The organism is Kribbella sp. NPDC031520 (assembly GCF_055580825.1).
Genome location: NZ_JBVIKS010000001.1, coordinates 638,078 through 654,231 on the forward strand (window position 1 = coordinate 638,078; position 16,154 = coordinate 654,231).

General features: G+C 68.3%; 20 protein-coding genes and 1 tRNA gene. 8 read left to right on the forward strand and 13 right to left on the reverse strand.

What is annotated here, in order from left to right; genetic code table 11:
- Window positions 1–238 precede the first annotated feature (238 nt).
- Window positions 239–1,546, forward strand: a complete 1,308-nt coding sequence (locus tag ACZ5BU_RS03165; RefSeq protein WP_465695107.1) for an NAD(P)/FAD-dependent oxidoreductase — start codon at window positions 239–241, stop codon at window positions 1,544–1,546.
- A 114-nt stretch (window positions 1,547–1,660) separates the two neighbouring features.
- Window positions 1,661–2,122: a nitroreductase/quinone reductase family protein gene (locus tag ACZ5BU_RS03170; RefSeq protein ID WP_465695108.1), complete on the forward strand. Its 462-nt coding sequence runs from the start codon at window positions 1,661–1,663 to the stop codon at window positions 2,120–2,122.
- Here the strand turns inward: ACZ5BU_RS03170 and ACZ5BU_RS03175 are convergent.
- Both ACZ5BU_RS03175 and ACZ5BU_RS03180 read right to left on the reverse strand, forming a co-directional pair.
- Window positions 2,119–2,778: a response regulator gene (locus ACZ5BU_RS03175; RefSeq protein WP_465695109.1), complete on the reverse strand. Its 660-nt coding sequence runs from the start codon at window positions 2,776–2,778 to the stop codon at window positions 2,119–2,121. The two genes, ACZ5BU_RS03170 and ACZ5BU_RS03175, sit on opposite strands and share 4 nt — an antisense overlap.
- The gene (locus ACZ5BU_RS03180; protein WP_465695110.1) at window positions 2,775–3,884 is read right to left on the reverse strand and encodes a sensor histidine kinase; all 1,110 of its coding nucleotides are present in this window, start codon (window positions 3,882–3,884) and stop codon (window positions 2,775–2,777) included. Before ACZ5BU_RS03180 ends, ACZ5BU_RS03175 begins: the two co-directional genes overlap by 4 nt.
- 88 nt (window positions 3,885–3,972) lie before the next feature.
- Between ACZ5BU_RS03180 and ACZ5BU_RS03185 the strand changes: the two genes are divergently transcribed.
- From ACZ5BU_RS03185 to ACZ5BU_RS03195, 3 genes are all read left to right on the forward strand, one after another.
- Window positions 3,973–4,479 carry a glycine cleavage system transcriptional repressor gene (locus tag ACZ5BU_RS03185; protein ID WP_465695112.1) on the forward strand — a complete coding sequence of 169 codons (507 nt, stop codon included), beginning with the start codon at window positions 3,973–3,975 and terminating at the stop codon, window positions 4,477–4,479.
- Window positions 4,476–5,018 carry a peptide deformylase gene (def, locus tag ACZ5BU_RS03190; RefSeq protein ID WP_465695113.1) on the forward strand — a complete coding sequence of 181 codons (543 nt, stop codon included), beginning with the start codon at window positions 4,476–4,478 and terminating at the stop codon, window positions 5,016–5,018. Before ACZ5BU_RS03185 ends, def begins: the two co-directional genes overlap by 4 nt.
- A 21-nt stretch (window positions 5,019–5,039) precedes the next feature.
- Window positions 5,040–5,122, forward strand: a tRNA-Leu gene (locus ACZ5BU_RS03195).
- Window positions 5,123–5,171: 49 nt separating this feature from the next.
- On the opposite strand, the gene ACZ5BU_RS03200 is transcribed toward ACZ5BU_RS03195, so the two are convergent.
- Window positions 5,172–5,537 (reverse strand): AAA family ATPase, encoded by a 366-nt coding sequence (locus ACZ5BU_RS03200; protein ID WP_465695114.1) that lies wholly within the window; start codon window positions 5,535–5,537, stop codon window positions 5,172–5,174.
- A 418-nt stretch (window positions 5,538–5,955) separates the two neighbouring features.
- Between ACZ5BU_RS03200 and ACZ5BU_RS03205 the strand changes: the two genes are divergently transcribed.
- Complete coding sequence (locus ACZ5BU_RS03205; protein WP_465695115.1) at window positions 5,956–6,540, forward strand: hypothetical protein; 585 nt, start codon at window positions 5,956–5,958, stop codon at window positions 6,538–6,540.
- Here the strand turns inward: ACZ5BU_RS03205 and ACZ5BU_RS03210 are convergent.
- Complete coding sequence (locus ACZ5BU_RS03210; protein ID WP_465695117.1) at window positions 6,537–7,064, reverse strand: LysR substrate-binding domain-containing protein; 528 nt, start codon at window positions 7,062–7,064, stop codon at window positions 6,537–6,539. The two genes, ACZ5BU_RS03205 and ACZ5BU_RS03210, sit on opposite strands and share 4 nt — an antisense overlap.
- A complete protein-coding gene (locus ACZ5BU_RS03215; protein WP_465695119.1) occupies window positions 7,064–7,432 on the reverse strand; it encodes a LysR family transcriptional regulator in 369 nt (122 codons plus the stop codon). The genes ACZ5BU_RS03210 and ACZ5BU_RS03215 overlap by 1 nt, the downstream gene beginning before the upstream one ends.
- Window positions 7,433–7,537: 105 nt before the next feature.
- Here ACZ5BU_RS03215 and ACZ5BU_RS03220 point away from each other — a divergent pair, with 105 nt between their 5' ends.
- Entirely contained in the window at window positions 7,538–8,263 is a 726-nt protein-coding gene (locus ACZ5BU_RS03220) for an SDR family NAD(P)-dependent oxidoreductase (protein ID WP_465695120.1), read from the forward strand.
- 17 nt (window positions 8,264–8,280) lie between these two features.
- Here ACZ5BU_RS03220 and ACZ5BU_RS03225 read toward each other — a convergent pair whose 3' ends face one another.
- The 4 genes from ACZ5BU_RS03225 to ACZ5BU_RS03240 all read right to left on the reverse strand — a co-directional run bounded on the left by ACZ5BU_RS03225 (window position 8,281) and on the right by ACZ5BU_RS03240 (window position 12,077).
- A complete protein-coding gene (locus ACZ5BU_RS03225; RefSeq protein WP_465695122.1) occupies window positions 8,281–8,937 on the reverse strand; it encodes a DUF4190 domain-containing protein in 657 nt (218 codons plus the stop codon).
- Window positions 8,934–9,677: a hypothetical protein gene (locus ACZ5BU_RS03230; protein ID WP_465695123.1), complete on the reverse strand. Its 744-nt coding sequence runs from the start codon at window positions 9,675–9,677 to the stop codon at window positions 8,934–8,936. The genes ACZ5BU_RS03225 and ACZ5BU_RS03230 overlap by 4 nt, the downstream gene beginning before the upstream one ends.
- A 49-nt stretch (window positions 9,678–9,726) precedes the next feature.
- The gene (locus ACZ5BU_RS03235) at window positions 9,727–10,572 is read right to left on the reverse strand and encodes a uracil-DNA glycosylase (RefSeq protein WP_465695124.1); all 846 of its coding nucleotides are present in this window, start codon (window positions 10,570–10,572) and stop codon (window positions 9,727–9,729) included.
- A gap of 74 nt (window positions 10,573–10,646) precedes the next feature.
- Window positions 10,647–12,077, reverse strand: a complete 1,431-nt coding sequence (locus tag ACZ5BU_RS03240) for an MFS transporter (RefSeq protein WP_465695125.1) — start codon at window positions 12,075–12,077, stop codon at window positions 10,647–10,649.
- Window positions 12,078–12,209: 132 nt separating this feature from the next.
- On the opposite strand from ACZ5BU_RS03240, the gene ACZ5BU_RS03245 reads away from it, so the two are divergent.
- Window positions 12,210–12,782, forward strand: a complete 573-nt coding sequence (locus ACZ5BU_RS03245; RefSeq protein WP_465695127.1) for a TetR/AcrR family transcriptional regulator — start codon at window positions 12,210–12,212, stop codon at window positions 12,780–12,782.
- A 7-nt stretch (window positions 12,783–12,789) separates the two neighbouring features.
- Here ACZ5BU_RS03245 and ACZ5BU_RS03250 read toward each other — a convergent pair whose 3' ends face one another.
- Genes ACZ5BU_RS03250 through eno form a run of 4 tightly spaced genes read right to left on the reverse strand, consistent with a single transcriptional unit; the run spans window position 12,790 to window position 16,088 of the window.
- Window positions 12,790–13,713 carry a Ppx/GppA phosphatase family protein gene (locus tag ACZ5BU_RS03250; protein ID WP_465695128.1) on the reverse strand — a complete coding sequence of 308 codons (924 nt, stop codon included), beginning with the start codon at window positions 13,711–13,713 and terminating at the stop codon, window positions 12,790–12,792.
- Window positions 13,706–14,188, reverse strand: coding sequence for a DUF501 domain-containing protein (locus ACZ5BU_RS03255; protein ID WP_465695130.1), 483 nt, complete (start codon window positions 14,186–14,188; stop codon window positions 13,706–13,708). The genes ACZ5BU_RS03250 and ACZ5BU_RS03255 overlap by 8 nt, the downstream gene beginning before the upstream one ends.
- The gene (locus tag ACZ5BU_RS03260; protein WP_465695132.1) at window positions 14,185–14,790 is read right to left on the reverse strand and encodes an FtsB family cell division protein; all 606 of its coding nucleotides are present in this window, start codon (window positions 14,788–14,790) and stop codon (window positions 14,185–14,187) included. The genes ACZ5BU_RS03255 and ACZ5BU_RS03260 overlap by 4 nt, the downstream gene beginning before the upstream one ends.
- Before the next feature lie 17 nt (window positions 14,791–14,807).
- Window positions 14,808–16,088 carry a phosphopyruvate hydratase gene (gene eno, locus ACZ5BU_RS03265; protein WP_465695133.1) on the reverse strand — a complete coding sequence of 427 codons (1,281 nt, stop codon included), beginning with the start codon at window positions 16,086–16,088 and terminating at the stop codon, window positions 14,808–14,810.
- Between the last annotated feature and the right edge of the window lie 66 nt (window positions 16,089–16,154).

Genomic DNA, 16,154 nt, shown 5'->3' on the forward strand with positions numbered 1-16,154 from the left:
TCAACACTTCTCACAGGAGTCTGTCACCCCAGCCGCCACTAGCTGAGCGGCCCCTCAGAAGAGCAGGCGTTCGCGCAACGTAACCGTTTACCGGCCGGTCTGACGGTTGCGGAGGTCCCTCGGGTGGGGGATGTTCGGTAGGTGAGATCACTCGGTAGAGGGTTTGTGAAATCTTTCACGAGCGTTTAGCGTTGAAGTGGACATGAAGTCGGAGAACCACTCAGGGAGAGTGAACCGCATGACAGCCCAGGTGCCGCACATCCTCGTCGTCGGAGGCGGTTACGTCGGGATGTACACCGCGTACGGCCTGCGTCGCGCCGCCCGTCAGGGCCGGATCCGCGTGACCGTGGTCGACCCGCGGTCGGTGATGACCTACCAGCCGTTCCTGCCGGAAGCCGCGGCCGGATCGGTGGAGCCGCGGCACGTCGTGGTGCCGCTGCGCAAGACCCTCAAGGGCTGCCGGGTGGTGACCGGCCGGGTGACCGGTATCGACCACGCGCACAAGGTGGCCCGGGTCATGCCCGAGGAGGGCCCCGAGTACGAACTCGCGTACGACCAGATCGTGGTCGCGCTCGGCTCGATCGCCCGGACGCTGCCGATCCCCGGCCTGGCCGAGGAAGCGACCGGGTTCAAGAACGTCGAAGAGGCCATTGCCCTGCGCAACAAGGTGCTGGACCGGCTGGACGTCGCGTCGTCCCAGCCCGACCCGGCGCTGCGCAAGTCCGCGCTCACGTTCGTCTTCGTCGGCGGCGGGTACGCCGGTGTCGAGGCGTTCGCCGAGCTCGAGGACATGGCCCGCTACGCCACCCGGTACTACGACAACATCGAGCCCGAGGACATGCGCTGGGTACTGGTCGAGGCCACCGGGCGGATCCTGCCGGAGGTCGGTGACGACCTCGGCAAGTACACGGTGGACCAGCTCCGCAAGCGCAACATGGAGATCAAGCTGGAGACCCGGCTGGAGTCCTGCGAGAAGGGTCACGTGATCCTCAGCGACGGCGACGAGTTCGACGCCGACACGATCGTCTGGACGGCCGGCGTGAAGGCCAACCCGGCGCTCGCCGCGACGGACTTCCCGCTGGACGAGAAGGGCCGGGTCACGACGCTGGCGAACCTGCGGATCGAGGGCGTCGACGACGCCTGGACCGCCGGCGACAACGCCGCCGTACCCGACCTGACCAGCAAGACCGGTGCGTACTGCGCCCCGAACGCGCAGCACGCCGTCCGCCAGGCGCGCCGCCTCGCTGCGAACATCCTCCGGGTCGTCGACGGGCAGCCGCCGCAGGACTACGAGCACAAGTACGTCGGCTCGGTCGCGAGCCTCGGCCTGCACAAGGGCGTCGCCCAGCTGTACGGCGTGAAGGTGAAGGGCTGGCTGGCCTGGTTCCTGCACCGGACGTACCACGTGTCCCGCGTGCCTACCCTGAACCGGAAGGCCCGGGTGATCCTGGACTGGACGCTGGCGCTGTTCTTCCGGCGCGAGGTGACCAGCCTGGGCAGCCTGCAGACCCCGAACGAGGAGTTCCGCCGGGCCATCCGGTCGTAACGCAGTCCTGAGCAACACCACCTGATCGGCCGGGCCTCCAACTCGCCGGAGGCCCGGCCTTCTTTCTCCCGTCCTGCTCTGACACTGTGAGCCCAGGAGTACCTGGAGGGGGACATGAGCAGTGCAGAACGGGCGGCTTGGCTGCCACCGCATTGGGTGAAGTGGTTGGCCTGGAAGATCCATCGCGGCATCTACAAGGTGAGCGGCGGCCGGCTCGGCCTGTCGCCACCACGCGACCGGCGGCGCTACGGCACCATGCGCCTTACCGTCACGGGCCGGCGTACCGGTCAGCCCCGAAGCGTGATCCTCGGGTACTACGAGGACGGGGCGAATCTGGTCACGATGGCGATGAACGGCTGGGAGGAGCCGGAACCCGCCTGGTGGCTCAACCTGCAGGCGAATCCGGACGCCGACGTCGTGGTTGCCGGCGGGAAGTTGCCGGTGCGCGGCCACGCGGCCGAGGGCGCGGAGCGCGACCGCCTGTGGGCGCGCTGGCAGGAGATCGACAAGAGAATGGACGGCTGGGCCGCCCGGCGCTCCAAGCCGACGCAGGTGGTGGTTCTCGGGCCGCGTTAGCCGTGCAGCAGATCGGCGTCGTGGACCAGGAGCGCAATCTGGACGCGGTTGTTCAGGTTGAGTTTGGTCAGGATGCGCGACACGTGCGTCTTCACGGTCGGCACGCTGAGGTAGAGCGTCGCGCTGATCTCGGCGTTCGACTTGCCTTCCCCGACCGCGACGGCGATCTCGCGTTCGCGCTCGTTCAGCTGCTCGAGCCGCGCGACCGCCTTGGCCTTGCGGCTGTCCTGGCCGGTGTCCGCGACCCGCTTGATCAGCCGTTTCGTGACGGCCGGCGAGAGGACGGGCTGGCCGGCCGCGATCCGCCGTACCGACTCGACGATCTCCGCCGGCGGCGTGTCCTTGAGGACGAACCCGGCCGCGCCGGCGCGGAGCGCCCGCAGTACGTGCTCGTCGGCGTCGAAGGTGGTCAGGATGACGACCTCGGGCGCGCCCGGACGGCGCCGGACCGCCTCGGTCGCGGTCAGACCGTCGGTACCGGGCATCCGGATGTCCATCAGGATCACGTCCGGGGCAAGCCGTTCGATCAGCCCGTGGATCCCGGACCCGTCACCTGCCTCGCCGACCACCCGCACGTCCTCGGCGCCACCGAGCATGAGCTTCAACCCCGCACGCAGCAGCGGGTCGTCGTCGACGATCAGTACCCGAATGGTCATGCGGGCCACGGTAGCCAGGCGTGAAGGCGGAACTCGCCTTCGGGGGTGCGGCCGTGTTCGAGGCGGCCGTCGACCAGGGCGGCGCGTTCGGTGAGTCCCTTCAATCCTTGCCCGTCGCCGCGCCGCCGGTCCGGTGCCGGGTTGCGCAGCTCCACGGACAATCCGTTGCCCGGGGCACCGACCACGCTGATCGTCACCGGTTCGCCCGGTGCGTGCTTGACCGCGTTCGTCAGTCCCTCCTGGACGATCCGGTACGCCGTCCGCCCGACATGCTCGGGCATCGGGCCGGCCGCGTCGAGAGTCAGCTCGACCGGGATCCCCGCCTCCCGCGAACCCTCCACCAGCCCGGGCAGGTCCGAGAACGCCGGCTGTGGCAGCTCACCGACCGGTGCCCGCAGTACGCCGATCACCTCGCGGAGGTCCTGCAACGCCTGATGCGCACTGGCCCGGATGATCTCCGCGGCGCCGGCGACCTCCTCGGTGGACGCGTCCGGCCGGTACGCCAGCGCGCCGGCGTGCACGCTGAGCAGCGACAAGCGGTGACCGAGTACGTCGTGCATCTCGCGCGCGATCTCCTCCCGCGCCCGGAGCTGCGCCTGCTCGGCCTGCAGCGTCGCCACCGTCTCGGCCCGGTCGGCCCGGTCCCGCAGCGTCTGCAGGAGCAGCCGGCGGGAGCGGATGTACTGCCCCCAGCCGGCCAGTGCGACGTACAGGATGACGGCGATGATGAGGAGCGTCTTCCAGTCCGTCGTGTGCCGGACCTTGACGTAGACGACCGTGGCGAGGAAGTTCGCCGCGAAGACCCAGATCGACGTCCGCCACGGCTTGTGGACGGCGACGGTCATGATCAGCACCAGCGTCGGCCCGCCGGCGGCATCGGAGTACGTCGAGATCACGGCCGCGACCAAGGCGAGCTGGACGGGCCAGCGGCGGCGGAACCAGAGCGTCAGGCACAACGCCGTACCGGACCAGAAGTCGAACGCGAGCAGCAGGTGCGGCACCGGGTCGGACTGGCCGTCACTGTAGGTGAACAGCGCGATCAGGATCGCCAGAACGAACGCCACACTGTCCACGACCCAGTCGCGGGTGCTGCGCTTCGGGCTCATGGGACGAATGTAGCGGTGGGTGAGCGTGGGTGTCCGGATACCGAAGTCGCTTCGTGGGGTACTTAGGTCGCCCGGTAGGTTGCCGGGCATGAGTCAGCTCGCAGTCACCGTCATCGGCCCGGACCGTCCGGGCATCATCGCGGACGTCACCGAGGCCCTGGTCGGTACCGGGGTCAACCTCGAGGACTCCACCATGACGCTGCTGCGCGGTCATTTCGCGATGATGATCGTCTGCGCCGGACCGTTCGACGAGGTGAAGGCCGCGCTCGAGCCGTTGCGCGGCGAGCTGGTGATCACGGTCCGGAAGATGGGTCCCGAGCACGAGCACGCGCCGATCGGTGCGCCGTACATGCTCAGCGTGCACGGCGCGGACCGGCCGGGGATCGTGGCCGCGGTGACCCGGATGATCGCGTCCGCGGGCGGGACCGTGACGGACCTGTCGACCCGGCTGAGCGGCGGGCTGTACGTACTGACCGCCGAGGTCGAGCTGCCGCCGTCGGCCGAGCTGGAGATGCTGAACCGGGCGCTGGAGATCACCGCCGAGGAGCTCGGCGTCGGCGTGACGCTGCGACCGGCGGAGAGCGACGACCTGTGATCACCGACTGGTCCCCCGCCCGGCTGGCCGTCGAAGGTACGATCCTCGAGGTCGTCCGGGCACCGCACCCGGTGCTCGCGACCGAGAGCGCGCCGGTCGATCCGCTCGACCCGGAGATGATCCAGCTCGCCGCCGACTTGATCGCGACGATGCGCGTCTCCCCCGGCTGCGTCGGCCTCGCCGCACCGCAGGTCGGTGTCGCGGCGCAGATGTTCTCGCTGGACGTCAGCGGTCACCCGAAGACGCGCACGTGCCACGGCGTCTTCGTACTGTGCAACGCGGTCGTCGTCGAAGCCTCCCGCAACGAGAAGGCCCGCGAGGGCTGCATGTCGGTCCCGGACTTCACCGGCGACGTGAAACGCGCGACCCGGCTGACCGTCGCCGGAGTCCTTCCCGGTACGACGGAACAGGTCACAATCACCACCGACGCCTTCGAGGCCCGGGCCCTGCAACACGAGATCGACCACTGCAGCGGCAAACTGTTCCTGGACCGCGTCGCCGGCGCCCACGCCGTGTACCCGCGGAAGACGTACCAGTAACGAGTACTCTCGTCCCCGAAAGCCCGGGTGGCGGAACGGCAGACGCAGCGAGCTTAAACCTCGCGGCCCGCAAGGGCATACGGGTTCGAATCCCGTCCCGGGCACCGCGCTCTGACCAGCGTAGATAAGTGAACCGCGATATAAGGCACACCTTCAACAACTCGACAATAGTTGCACCGGCGGTTGCAGTTCGCCGAGCGGCGACGATGGCCGATCGCGATCGACGAGCTCGTACTCGACCCGCCAGTCCTTCATGCTGTCGTCGTATGCACCACTCTTGGCAAAGAAGCGCCTAGGAGCAACAGACTCGTAGATCAAACTAGCCGCACCTATGATGGTCGTCTTTCCGGCTCCATTCGGACCGACCAGGGCAGTGACAGGGAAGTCGAATCGAATCTCTTTATCTCGGAACCCTCGCAGCTTAACCAACCGCATCGCCGTTAGGTATTTATTGTAAGCCCGCTTGCGTACGCGCTCGCTAAGTGCGTCGATCTCGCTATCTCTGATCTCGCTTCGCATGACCCCCCGAACCTAGTTCGGCCTGCACATCCGCACCCCATAGCGCGACGCAGAATAGCCTAGCGTCACCGAGTGATGCTACCGCCCGTACGACTAGCCTGATCCGGACTACGTCTGCGACGTCTGACAAGTTCTCTACGTCTTCAAGACGGGCCCCTCCAGGGCCCGAAAGCGCGCCGCCACCACAGGACGGGACGCCTGCCCGCCACGGCACGCGTCAAGGACGCCTACGGCGTTCCTTCGGGACCTTCGGCCCTTGACTCGCACCGCACCGCGCCTAAAGTCGCAGCTATCGGGGCGATGCGGGAGGACTACCTGTCCACTTATCACGTAATCGTCAACTATGGCCTTCGCACAAATCGCGAGATAACGCTCGCTGGGGGGCGCGCGATCTACATGCAACGGGGGAACTATGCGAATGAAGAAGTTCCTAGCAACACTGTCCCTGGCAGCACTTGCTGTCGCGGGATGCAGCTCTACAGGAGGCAGTCCTTCTGCTTCAACACCTACTGGGACCAACGCAGCAACACCAACCGAGACGTCATCCCAACCAACTACACCGGACGAGACAGAAACGGAGGTACCGACGCCTACATCGACAGAGCCGGCCACGCTGAAGTGGAACGAGACCAATGAGTGGGAGGACCATCTCTCGGTAACTGTCACTGCACCCAAGGCGGCGAAGCGAGGCGAGTATGCTTCGGGTGGCGAGAAGTTCAAGTCCGCCGTGCAGTTCACTATCACGATCGTGAACAAGACAGGGAAGGCATTTGACCCTTCATCCTTCTCCATGACCATTCAGAGCGGAGACGTTGAAGGTGACCAGATCTTCGACACGGACGGAGGCTTCATGGGAGGCCCCGAGACCAAGCTCCTCAACGGTCGACAGGCCAAGTTCAAGGCGGCCTTCGGTGTCGCCAACCCGAAGGACATTGTCCTCGAGGTCTCTCCTGGGTACGCCAACGACGACTCAATGTACGACCCCGCTATCTGGACCAGCTAAGTCTGGCAACCCGGTGCTCGACGCGGTCCAGGAGCGTCCAACCTGCGGGTCCTGACGAGCTGGATGGCCGTACGTACGAGGTCGGCGACGGCTTGGGATTTGGTGTGGGGTGGCCAGGCTATGACGGTTGTGACGGGTGGGGCGTCCGGGACGGGGACGATGGCGTGATCGTTGTGTAGGTGGGCTCGGTGTGACTCGGGCATGAGGGCGCAGGCTCGGCCGAGGGTGATCAGTTGGGTCAGCTGGGTTTGGTCGCGAACCTGCGGGCCAGGCCCGTCGGGATAGCTCCCGTCCCGTCGAGGCCAGCGTGGCAGGGGCAGGTCTGTCAGGGCGTTGACCTCGGCCATCGACAGGTGGGATCGGTTGGCCAGCGGATGCCCCGCCGGCAGGACCACGACCTGCTGTTCGGTGTGCAGTTCCTCGGTGTCGAATCCGGCCGTCGTGTCATAGGGCCGCTGGAGCAGAGCAACGTCGGCACGCCCGTTGCGTAGCAGGCCTTCCGGTTCGCTAGGCCCGCAGAGCATCACCTCGACCGCGACAGCGGAGGGGTCGGCGGCGTAGGCGCCAGCAGCTTCGACAACAGTTCTCTGGACGCTCCTGCCTTCGTGGCCAGCACCACACCGGGCCGGTCGGCAGCGGCGCGGCGGGTGCGGCGCTCGGCGGCTTCGACCGCCTCGAGAGCGCGCCGAGCCTCCTGCAGAAGCACAGATCCGGCCTCGGTCAAGGCGATTGCGCGAGGGGTGCGGTGCAGCAGGTCGACTCCGAGCCGCCGTTCGAGCTGCTGGATGGCTCGCGACAGTGGTGGTTGCGCGATCGCGAGCCGTTGTGCCGCGCGCCCGAAGTGCAACTCCTCGGCGACGGCGACGAAGTATCGCAGCTCCCGAGTCTCCACCGGGTCATGGTATCCGGCGACCACCACGACCAATACCCGTGCGGTATCGCCGCGCACCCGATCGGTCTTGGACGCCGCACCCGGAATCGCAGCAGGATCGGCGATGTGAGTGAACAGACGATCGCGCTGGTGACCGGCGCGAACAAGGGAATCGGGTACGAGATCGCGGCGGGCCTGGGCGCGCTCGGCTGGCGGATCGGTGTGGGCGCGCGTGATCGGCAACGCCGCGACACCGCGGTGGAGAAGCTGCGCGCGGCCGGGACCGATGCGTTCGGCGTGCCGCTCGACGTGACCGACGACGCAAGTGCGGCCGCGGCGGCCGAGTTGATCGCCGACCATGCCGGAGGGCTCGATGTTCTGGTCAACAATGCCGCGATCACCGGCGGTATGCCGCAGACACCGACCACGGTCGATCCCGCGACCGTGCGAATCGTCGTGGAAACCAACGTGATCGGGGTCGTCCGGGTGACCAACGCGATGCTGCCGATGCTGCGCGCCTCGGCCGCACCGCGAATCGTCAACATGTCCAGCAGCGTCGGCTCGCTCACCCTGCAAACCACACCCGGCATCGACATGGGCCAGGTTCCCGCCGCCTACTTGGCCTCGAAGACCTTCCTCAACGCCCTCACTGTCCAGTACGCCAAGGAACTGGGTGATACCAACATTTTGATCAACTCGGCCTGTCCCGGTTTCACCGCCACCGACCTCAACGGTTTTCGCGGCGCCCGTACACCACAACAGGGTGCTGCGATCGTGATCCGCCTCGCAACCCTGGCCGACGACGGCCCCACCGGCGGATTCTTCGACGACGCGGGAACGGTGCCCTGGTAACGGTCGCGCCGGTTTGGTCAGCGGAAGAGGCCGATGAAGTAGGCCATGACGAGGGCGTCGAGGATTAGGGCTAGCCAGGCGAGGGTTTTGCCTCGTTCGCCGGTTTGGCGGATTGTTCTCAGGGCTTGGATGGCGAGGATTATTGAGAGGGGCATGCAGAGCAGGGCCGTGGGAAGGGCTGCTATTGCCCTGGCGTTTACGCCGCGTTTCAGGTGTTGCTCGGTGTAGGGGCCGCGGTAGGGCGGGGCTACGTACGGGTCTGGGATGTCCTGGTACGTCGGCTGTTGGTACGGGGTTTGCTGGTACGGCGGGGCTATGAACGGGTCGGTGTAGGGCTGCCTCGGTGGTGGGGTGTAGGTCGGCGTGGGCCCGGAGGTCCATTCGAAGGGGTCGGCCGGGGGTTCTTCGGGGGCCGGTTCCGCGGTGGGAGGCGGGGCGGGTGGGCCGTCCAGGAGTTGGGCGTAGTCGGCGCGGCGCGCGGGGTCGGAGAGGATCTCGTACGCGCGGTTCAGCTTGGCCTGTTGGGAGGCGTCGCCGCCGACGTCGGTGTGGTGGTTGCGGGACAGGCGGCGGTAGCTGCGGCGGATCTCGTCGGCGTCTGCGTCCCGGCGGACGCCGAGCAGCGTCCAGGGGTCGGCGCCGTCGAGGTCCCGGAAGTCCCGGCTCGAGCTCATCGAGCGATGTCCGCCTGGTAGCAGACCAGATGCCAGGCGGCGTGCTGCGGGTCGGTGCCGGCCGGCAGCGTGCGGTGGCCGGACGCGAACGTGACAGTCCGGTCGCCGGCCAGGTACAGCCACATGTTGAGGTCTTCCTCGTTGCCGTAGTAGTACGACTTGTAGTGCTTGATCGGCTGCGACCCGAGGAACGGCGTCTGCAGCCGCTGCTGCGCTTCGAGCGGAAGGTTGCCGAGGACACCGCGCATGTCCGACGTCAGCTCAAGCTGTGGCGCCGCGGGCGGCTGCTCGCCCTTCCCGCGGGACACCAGCGACCGCAGGCCGGCCCGTGGCCGGGTCGGCTGCTGCTGTACGACGGCGTGTTTGAGGCTGGACGGCATGAACGCGTCGATGTGGACGCTCTGCGTCTTCTGCCCGTGCTGGTTGACCTTCGGCGTGGTCACGGCGAGCCCGTTCGGCCCGAGGACGACGGCGTACGGGCGGTCGCGTTCGCGCTCGTGCAGGTCCGCCCACCACTCGACGGCAGGTCCGACCTTGCGCTCGAGGTACGCCTTGACGTCGTTCGACAGCTCGCCCCACCAGTGGTACCGATCCGGGCTCGGGACGAACCCCAGCGTCCGCGCCTCGTGTGCCCCGGGCATCGCCGGACCGCCGCCGTGCGAGCGCTCGACGCCACCACCCGCGGGCCGCTGCGCGGCCGGGAAGCCCCGAGACTGCTCGGGAAGATTCTCACGACTCATCGGCGCCCGCATGCATAGTGGAGAGCCTCCAACACCTCAGGGGGCACGGTCAACTCCCGTTCGGCGTATCTGTGGACAACTCCTTCGCACGGGTCAGTACGGCGTCCGTCATGTCCTCGGTGAGCTTGCCGGTGAAGGTGTTCTGCTGGCTGGGATGGAAGCAGCCGAGCACGGTGACCTCGCCGAAAGGGGTCGGGATCCGGTACTCGACGCCGTGCCCGAACTTCGGCCGCGGCCGCGGTACGTCGGCTCCCAGCGCGATCAGTCCGGCGAGCAGGGCGTCGTACCCGAACTTGCCGAGGCAGACGATCGCCCGCGTACTGGGAAGGACGAGCTCGAGTTCGCTGCGGTACCAGGGAGTGCAGGTGTCGCGCTCCTCCGGCGTTGGTTTGTTGGCGGGCGGGGCGCACCGAACGGCGGCGATCATCCGGGTGCGGATCAGTTGCAGGCCGTCACCGGCGTGTTCGCTGGTGGGTTGGTTCGCCAGGCCCACCCGGTGGAGCGAGGCGAACAGCCAGTCGCCGGAGCGGTCGCCGGTGAAGACGCGTCCGGTACGGTTCCCGCCGTTCGCGGCCGGGGCGAGGCCGACGATCAGGATCTCCGGCTCGGCCACGCCCCAGCCCGCGATCGGGCGGCCCCAGTACGGCTGGTCCGCGAACGACTTGCGCTTGCCTACGGCAACATCTTCGCGCCATTCCACCAGCCGCGGGCAGGCCCGGCAGACCGACACCCGAGCGTCCAACTCCCGCAAGTCGTCCGTCGCAGCGAGGTCCACGACCTCGCCACGGTTGTGCGCCACCGGTGTGTCAGGCGCCGCCGGATCCTCCGGCCAGCCCGTCCCGGGCGGCACCGGACTCTCGAAAAACTCCCCCGTCAACGGATGCCGCAGCTTCATCCGTCCAGCCTAGTGCGGCAGTTGGGGAGGATCGTCTACCCGATTCGGACGGAAGTCCTCCCCAACCCCGGCTGTCAGGCGGCCAGCTGCTCTTCCGCCGTCGGCTGCTCGATCACAACGGCGGCCGTACGACGGGCGGTCGGGATGGCGAGCGCCAGTACGACGGCCGCAGCCGCGAAGGCGGACAGCAGGTAGAAGGTGCTGGTGAAGCCGGCCTCGGTCGGCAGACCGGAGGGCTGCACGTGGCCGGTGATGATCGAGCCGGCCAAGGCCGTACCGATCGAGCCGCCGATCGTACGGATGTTGGTGTTCATGCCGGTCGCGGCACCGGTCTGTTCGCGCGGGACGTTCTGCACGATCAGGCTGGTCATCGCGGCGTACGCGAGGCCGAGCCCGACGCCGAACAGCGCGGTCGACAACGCGACCTGCCACTGCGCGTGGTGGAACTGCGCGAAGATCAACGCCGCGATCAGGATCATCGACGACCCGGACACCACCTGCGTCTTGGCGCTGAACCGGGCCGCGAGCGCGCCGCTGAACGATCCGGCGACGGCCATCGTGATCAGCATCGGCAGCATCAACAGACCGGCCTGCGTCACGCTCGCGCCGAAGCCGAACCCGGCCGCCTTCGGGATCTGCAGGAACTGCGGGACGAACGCGTACACCGCGAACATCGCGGCACCGAACAGCAGCGCGACCAGGTTCGTCGTCCACACCGCCGGGCGGCGCATCATCCGCATGTCGATCAGCGGGTTCCGCGACCGCAGTTCGACCGCGATCCAGCCGGCGAACAGTACGGCGGCCAGCGCGAAGAGGCCCGTCGTACGCAACGAACCCCAGCCCCACGAGCGGCCGGTGCTCAACGGCAGCAGCAGCGCGATCAGCCACCCGGACAGGAACGTGGCGGCCAGCCAGTCGATCCGGCCGGGGACGCGGTTCGGGGACTCCGGGACGTAGCGCCGTACGAGAACCGTGGCGATCGCGACCACCGCCATCGGGATCCAGAACAGCCAGCGCCAACCGAGCCATTCCACGATCGGCCCGGCCAGTACGATGCCGAGCCCACCGCCGGCGGCGATGATGGCCGACACCACGCCGACCACGGACGGAACGCGCTCGGCCGGGAACTCGTCCCGGATGATCCCGAACGCCAACGGGAACACGGCACCGCCGACTCCCTGGAAGATGCGGGCGGCAATCAGTACGCCGATGTTCGGCGCGAGGGCCGCGAGTAGGCAGCCGACGACGAGCGCGGCCAGCGCCACGAACAGCGTGCGCTCCTTGCCGGCCATGTCGCCGATCCGGCCGAGCAGCGGGGTCGCGACGGAGACCGAGAGCAGCAGTGCGGTGAACACCCAGGTGACCGTGCCCGGGGTGGTGTGCAGGTCGTGCTGGATGACAGGCAGCGCCGGGCTGACCAGCGACTGCAGCATGGCGAACGAGGCGACCACGGTGGCGAGTACCGCCAGGGTCACCCGGGGGTTTCCAGACCTGATGACAGGCATGCGGAAGTTCCTTCGGAGAGGGATGTGCTCACGCCGGGACCCGGCGCGGGTTTCCCCGGCCTGATAAAGTCGAGGTATGCCTCCACTATAGCGGAGGGATACCTCCGGTATCAACCTGGTTAGGGTGAGTAGATGGTCAGCGAGAACAGGCCGGCGTTGCAGGTCGACGTACGGCGGCCGCAGCGGGCGGACGCGCGGCGGAACTTCGACGCGCTGCTCGCCGCCGCCCGGGACGCGTTCGCGACCAAGGGCGTCGGGGCGTCGCTGGAGGACATCGCCCGCCAGGCCGGCGTCGGCATCGGCACCCTGTACCGGAACTTCCCGACCCGTCAGGACCTGCTCAACGCGGTGTACTTCGGCGAGATCGAGGAGCTGTGCATCGCCGCCGACGAAGCCGCCGATCTGCCGCCATGGGAGGCGCTGACGACCTGGCTGCAGCGCTTCGTCGGGTACGCCGCGACCAAGCGCGCGATCTGGGAGTCGCTGAACCGCGAGACCGACAGCTTCAAGGCTGCGCGCGAGGCGATGTACGCGGCCGGTACGCCGCTGTTCGTCCGCGCCCAGGAAGCCGGCGAGGCCCGCAAGGACCTGTCGTTCGACGACCTGCTACGGATGGTCAGCGGGCTGACAGCGGCCGGGTTCGTCGACCAGGACCAGCGCGACCGGGTGCTGAACATCGCCTTGGACGGCGTCCGCGCCAGGTAAGTCCGCGCTAGGTACGTCCGCGCTGGCCGAGTGAGAGCGCGGCGCCGTCGAGGATGTCGTGTTCGGAGATGGTGAGGGTTTCGATCGGGAGGCGGTCGACGAGGCGTTGGAGGATGAGGGCGCCGGCGCCGATCACGTCCACTCTGCCTGGGTGGATGGAACGGACCTTGGCGCGTTCTTCGTGCGTCGAGGTGGTCAGCCAGGTGGTGGTTTCGCGGAGCTGGGTTGTGGTGAGGCGGGCGTGGTGTACGGCGGTTCGGTCGTACTCCGGGAGGTTCAGGGCTACCGCGGCGACGGTGGTGGCGGTGCCGGCGACGGCGATCAGGGTGCGGGCGTCGCGTAGCGGGACCGTGGTGGTGTCGAGCAGGGCATCGATGTCGTGCGTGATCGCTGCCAGTTCCGCGGGGGTGGTCGGGTCGGTGGTGACGTGGCGCTCGGTCAGCCGGACGGAGCCGATGTCGAGCGACTGGGCTGCTCGTACGCCGTTCGCGTCGCCGAGGACGAGTTCGGTGGAGCCGCCGCCGATGTCGGTGACGAGGTACGGCGCAGGCAGGTCGAGCGAGGTGGTCGCGCCGCGGAAGCTGAGCTCGGCCTCTTCCTCGCCGGAGATGATGTCCGGACGTACGCCGAGACGCTGCTCGATACCGGTGAAGAACGCCTCGCGGTTGCTGACGTCGCGGGCGGCGGAGGTGGCGACGAAGCGGATCCTGCTGACGTCCCGGGACTGAATGACGGATGCGAAGTCCTCGACGGCCTTGAAGACACGGGTCAGCGCCTCCGGGGCGAAGGCGCCGGTGGCATCGACACCCTGACCTAGGCGGACGATCGTCATCCGGCGGTCGAGCTCGCGAAGCTGTCCGTCGACGAGGTCGGCGATCAGCAACCGGATCGAGTTGGTACCGCAGTCGACCGCGGCGACCCGCTCAGACACAGGGGCCTTTACAGCCCCAGTCCTCGAGGGCTTCGAGGGCCTCGTCGCCCAGGGGGTTTACGCCGGGGCCGGCAGCCAGGGAGTGACCTACCAGGACGTGGAGGCATTTGACTCGGGTGGGCATGCCGCCGGCGGTGATGCCGGCGATCTCGTCGACGTGTTCGATCGACTCGCGGTGGGCCAGGTACGACTCGTGGGCCGCGCGGTAGCGGGCCGCCAGGTCCTCGTCGTCGGCCAGGCGGTCGGTCATCTCCTTCATCAGGCCGGACGACTCCAGCGTCCCGATCGCGGACGCGAGCCGCGGGCAGGTCACGTAGTACGTCGTCGGGAACGGCGTACCGTCCGGCAGCCTCGGCTCGGTCTCGACCACATCGGGGAGGCCGCAGCTGCAGCGGTGCGCGATCGAACGGATGCCGCGGGCGGTCCGGCCCAGCTGCTTACTGACTGCTTCCTGATCGGAGGGGCTGACGCTCACCTGGTCACCTTAGGTGACGGGGTGATGAGCTCCGCCGGGGTGGGCGTGGGGGTCGGCTTCGCAGCCGGAGCCGGCGGGGTGCCCGCGCCCTGCACGCTCCCCCACAGCTTCGTGTACCAGGTCGGCTTCTGCGTGTCCGCCGTACCGTCCGTGGGCGTGGTCGGCTCGGGCGGGGCGCCGAGCGGCTTGCCGTCCGCGCCGATCACCCGGTACCCGACCTCGCCCGGCATCACCCAGCCGAGCCGCTGCCGGGCCTGCGCCTTCACGTACGCGTCGTCGCCCCAGCGGGTGATCTCGTCGTTCAGCTCGCCGACCCGCTTCTGCCGGTCGCGAATCTCCTGGTTCAGCGCGCTGATCTGCTGGTGCTGGTCGAACCACACCCGCAGGCTCTGCGCGTACGACACGATCAACGCGCCGAGGACCAGCAGTACGACGGCCGCCCGGCCGGTCAGGTTGCGCGACCCCCTGGTCCGTGCGGGCTCGGCCGGTGTCCCCGCCGTCCGGCGCTTCGGGGTCTCGCCCCGCCGGGCCGGTGGACGCGACTGGGTCCGGCTCGACGGACGCGAGCCGGGGCGTGCACCGGAATCCCGACGGGACGGCATACCTGATCCTCCGAAGGTCAGCCCTGGAAGCGCGGGAAGGCCGAGCGACCGGCGTACGTCGCCGCGTCGTCGAGCTCCTCCTCGATCCGGAGCAGCTGGTTGTACTTCGCGACCCGGTCGGTCCGGGCCGGGGCGCCGGACTTGATCTGGCCGCAGTTGGTCGCCACCGCGAGGTCGGCGATCGTGGTGTCCTCGGTCTCACCGGAACGGTGGCTCATCATGCAGGTGAACCCGTTGCGGTGCGCCAGGTCGACGGCGTCCAGCGTCTCGGTCAGCGAGCCGATCTGGTTCACCTTGACCAGCAGGCTGTTCGCCGACTTCTCGGTGATACCGCGCCCCAGCCGCTCGACGTTGGTGACGAACAGGTCGTCGCCGACGATCTGGATCTTGTCGCCGAGCTGACCGGTCAGGCTCTTCCAGCCGTCCCAGTCCTCCTCGTTCAGCGGGTCCTCGATCGAGACGATCGGGTACGACGCCACCAGGTCGGCGTAGTACGCGATCATCTCGTCCGCGGACTTCTTGCCGCCCTCGAACGCGTACACACCCTCGGTGAAGAACTCGCTCGCCGCGACGTCCATCGCCAGCGCGATGTCCTTGCCCGGCTGCAGGCCGGCCTTCTCGATCGCGGTCAGGATCAGGTCCAGCGCGTCCCGGTTGCTCGGCAGGCTCGGCGCGAAACCGCCCTCGTCGCCGAGGCCGCTGGACAGGCCGCGCTCCTTCAGCACCGCCTTCAGCGCGTGGTAGACACCCGCACCCTGCATCAGCGCCTCGCCGTACGTCGCGGCGCCGATCGGGGCGATCATGAACTCCTGGACGTCGACGTTGCTGTCCGCGTGCGCGCCGCCGTTCAGGATGTTCATCATCGGCACCGGAAGGACGTGCGCGTTCGGGCCGCCGACGTACCGGAACAACGGCAGGCCGGAGCTGTCCGCGGCGGCCTTGGCGACCGCGAGGCTGACTCCGAGGATGGCGTTCGCGCCGAGCTTGGCCTTGTTCGGGGTGCCGTCCAGGTCGAGGAGCGCCTGGTCGATCAGCCGCTGCTCGTGGACGTCGTACCCGACGATCTCCTTGTCGATGTCCTCGAGGATGGCGGTGACGGCCTTCTGCACGCCCTTGCCGCCGTACCGCTCCTTGTCGCCGTCCCGCAGCTCGACGGCCTCGAACTGGCCGGTGGACGCGCCCGACGGGACGGCCGCACGGGCGATGGTGTCGTCGTCGAGCAGAACCTCGACCTCGACAGTGGGGTTGCCGCGCGAGTCGAGGATCTCGCGCGCGCCGACGGCCTCGATGGTGGCCACATTGACTCCCAAGTTCTCGATGACGAATCGCTCCTGAGCCTAGTCCCCAGACCACCACGCTCAGTG

Coding starts and splice junctions, on each gene's coding strand:
- ACZ5BU_RS03245 (WP_465695127.1), top strand. CDS start 12,210: ATGGTCAGCGAGAACAGGCCGGCGTTGCAGGTCGACGTACGGCGGCCG.
- ACZ5BU_RS03170 (WP_465695108.1), top strand. CDS start 1,661: ATGAGCAGTGCAGAACGGGCGGCTTGGCTGCCACCGCATTGGGTGAAG.
- ACZ5BU_RS03175 (WP_465695109.1), bottom strand. CDS start 2,778: ATGACCATTCGGGTACTGATCGTCGACGACGACCCGCTGCTGCGTGCG.
- ACZ5BU_RS03165 (WP_465695107.1), top strand. CDS start 239: ATGACAGCCCAGGTGCCGCACATCCTCGTCGTCGGAGGCGGTTACGTC.
- ACZ5BU_RS03230 (WP_465695123.1), bottom strand. CDS start 9,677: ATGAGTCGTGAGAATCTTCCCGAGCAGTCTCGGGGCTTCCCGGCCGCG.
- ACZ5BU_RS03210 (WP_465695117.1), bottom strand. CDS start 7,064: ATGCTCTGCGGGCCTAGCGAACCGGAAGGCCTGCTACGCAACGGGCGT.
- ACZ5BU_RS03185 (WP_465695112.1), top strand. CDS start 3,973: ATGAGTCAGCTCGCAGTCACCGTCATCGGCCCGGACCGTCCGGGCATC.
- ACZ5BU_RS03240 (WP_465695125.1), bottom strand. CDS start 12,077: ATGCCTGTCATCAGGTCTGGAAACCCCCGGGTGACCCTGGCGGTACTC.
- ACZ5BU_RS03180 (WP_465695110.1), bottom strand. CDS start 3,884: ATGAGCCCGAAGCGCAGCACCCGCGACTGGGTCGTGGACAGTGTGGCG.
- ACZ5BU_RS03235 (WP_465695124.1), bottom strand. CDS start 10,572: ATGAAGCTGCGGCATCCGTTGACGGGGGAGTTTTTCGAGAGTCCGGTG.
- ACZ5BU_RS03200 (WP_465695114.1), bottom strand. CDS start 5,537: ATGCGAAGCGAGATCAGAGATAGCGAGATCGACGCACTTAGCGAGCGC.
- ACZ5BU_RS03260 (WP_465695132.1), bottom strand. CDS start 14,790: ATGCCGTCCCGTCGGGATTCCGGTGCACGCCCCGGCTCGCGTCCGTCG.
- ACZ5BU_RS03205 (WP_465695115.1), top strand. CDS start 5,956: ATGAAGAAGTTCCTAGCAACACTGTCCCTGGCAGCACTTGCTGTCGCG.
- ACZ5BU_RS03225 (WP_465695122.1), bottom strand. CDS start 8,937: ATGAGCTCGAGCCGGGACTTCCGGGACCTCGACGGCGCCGACCCCTGG.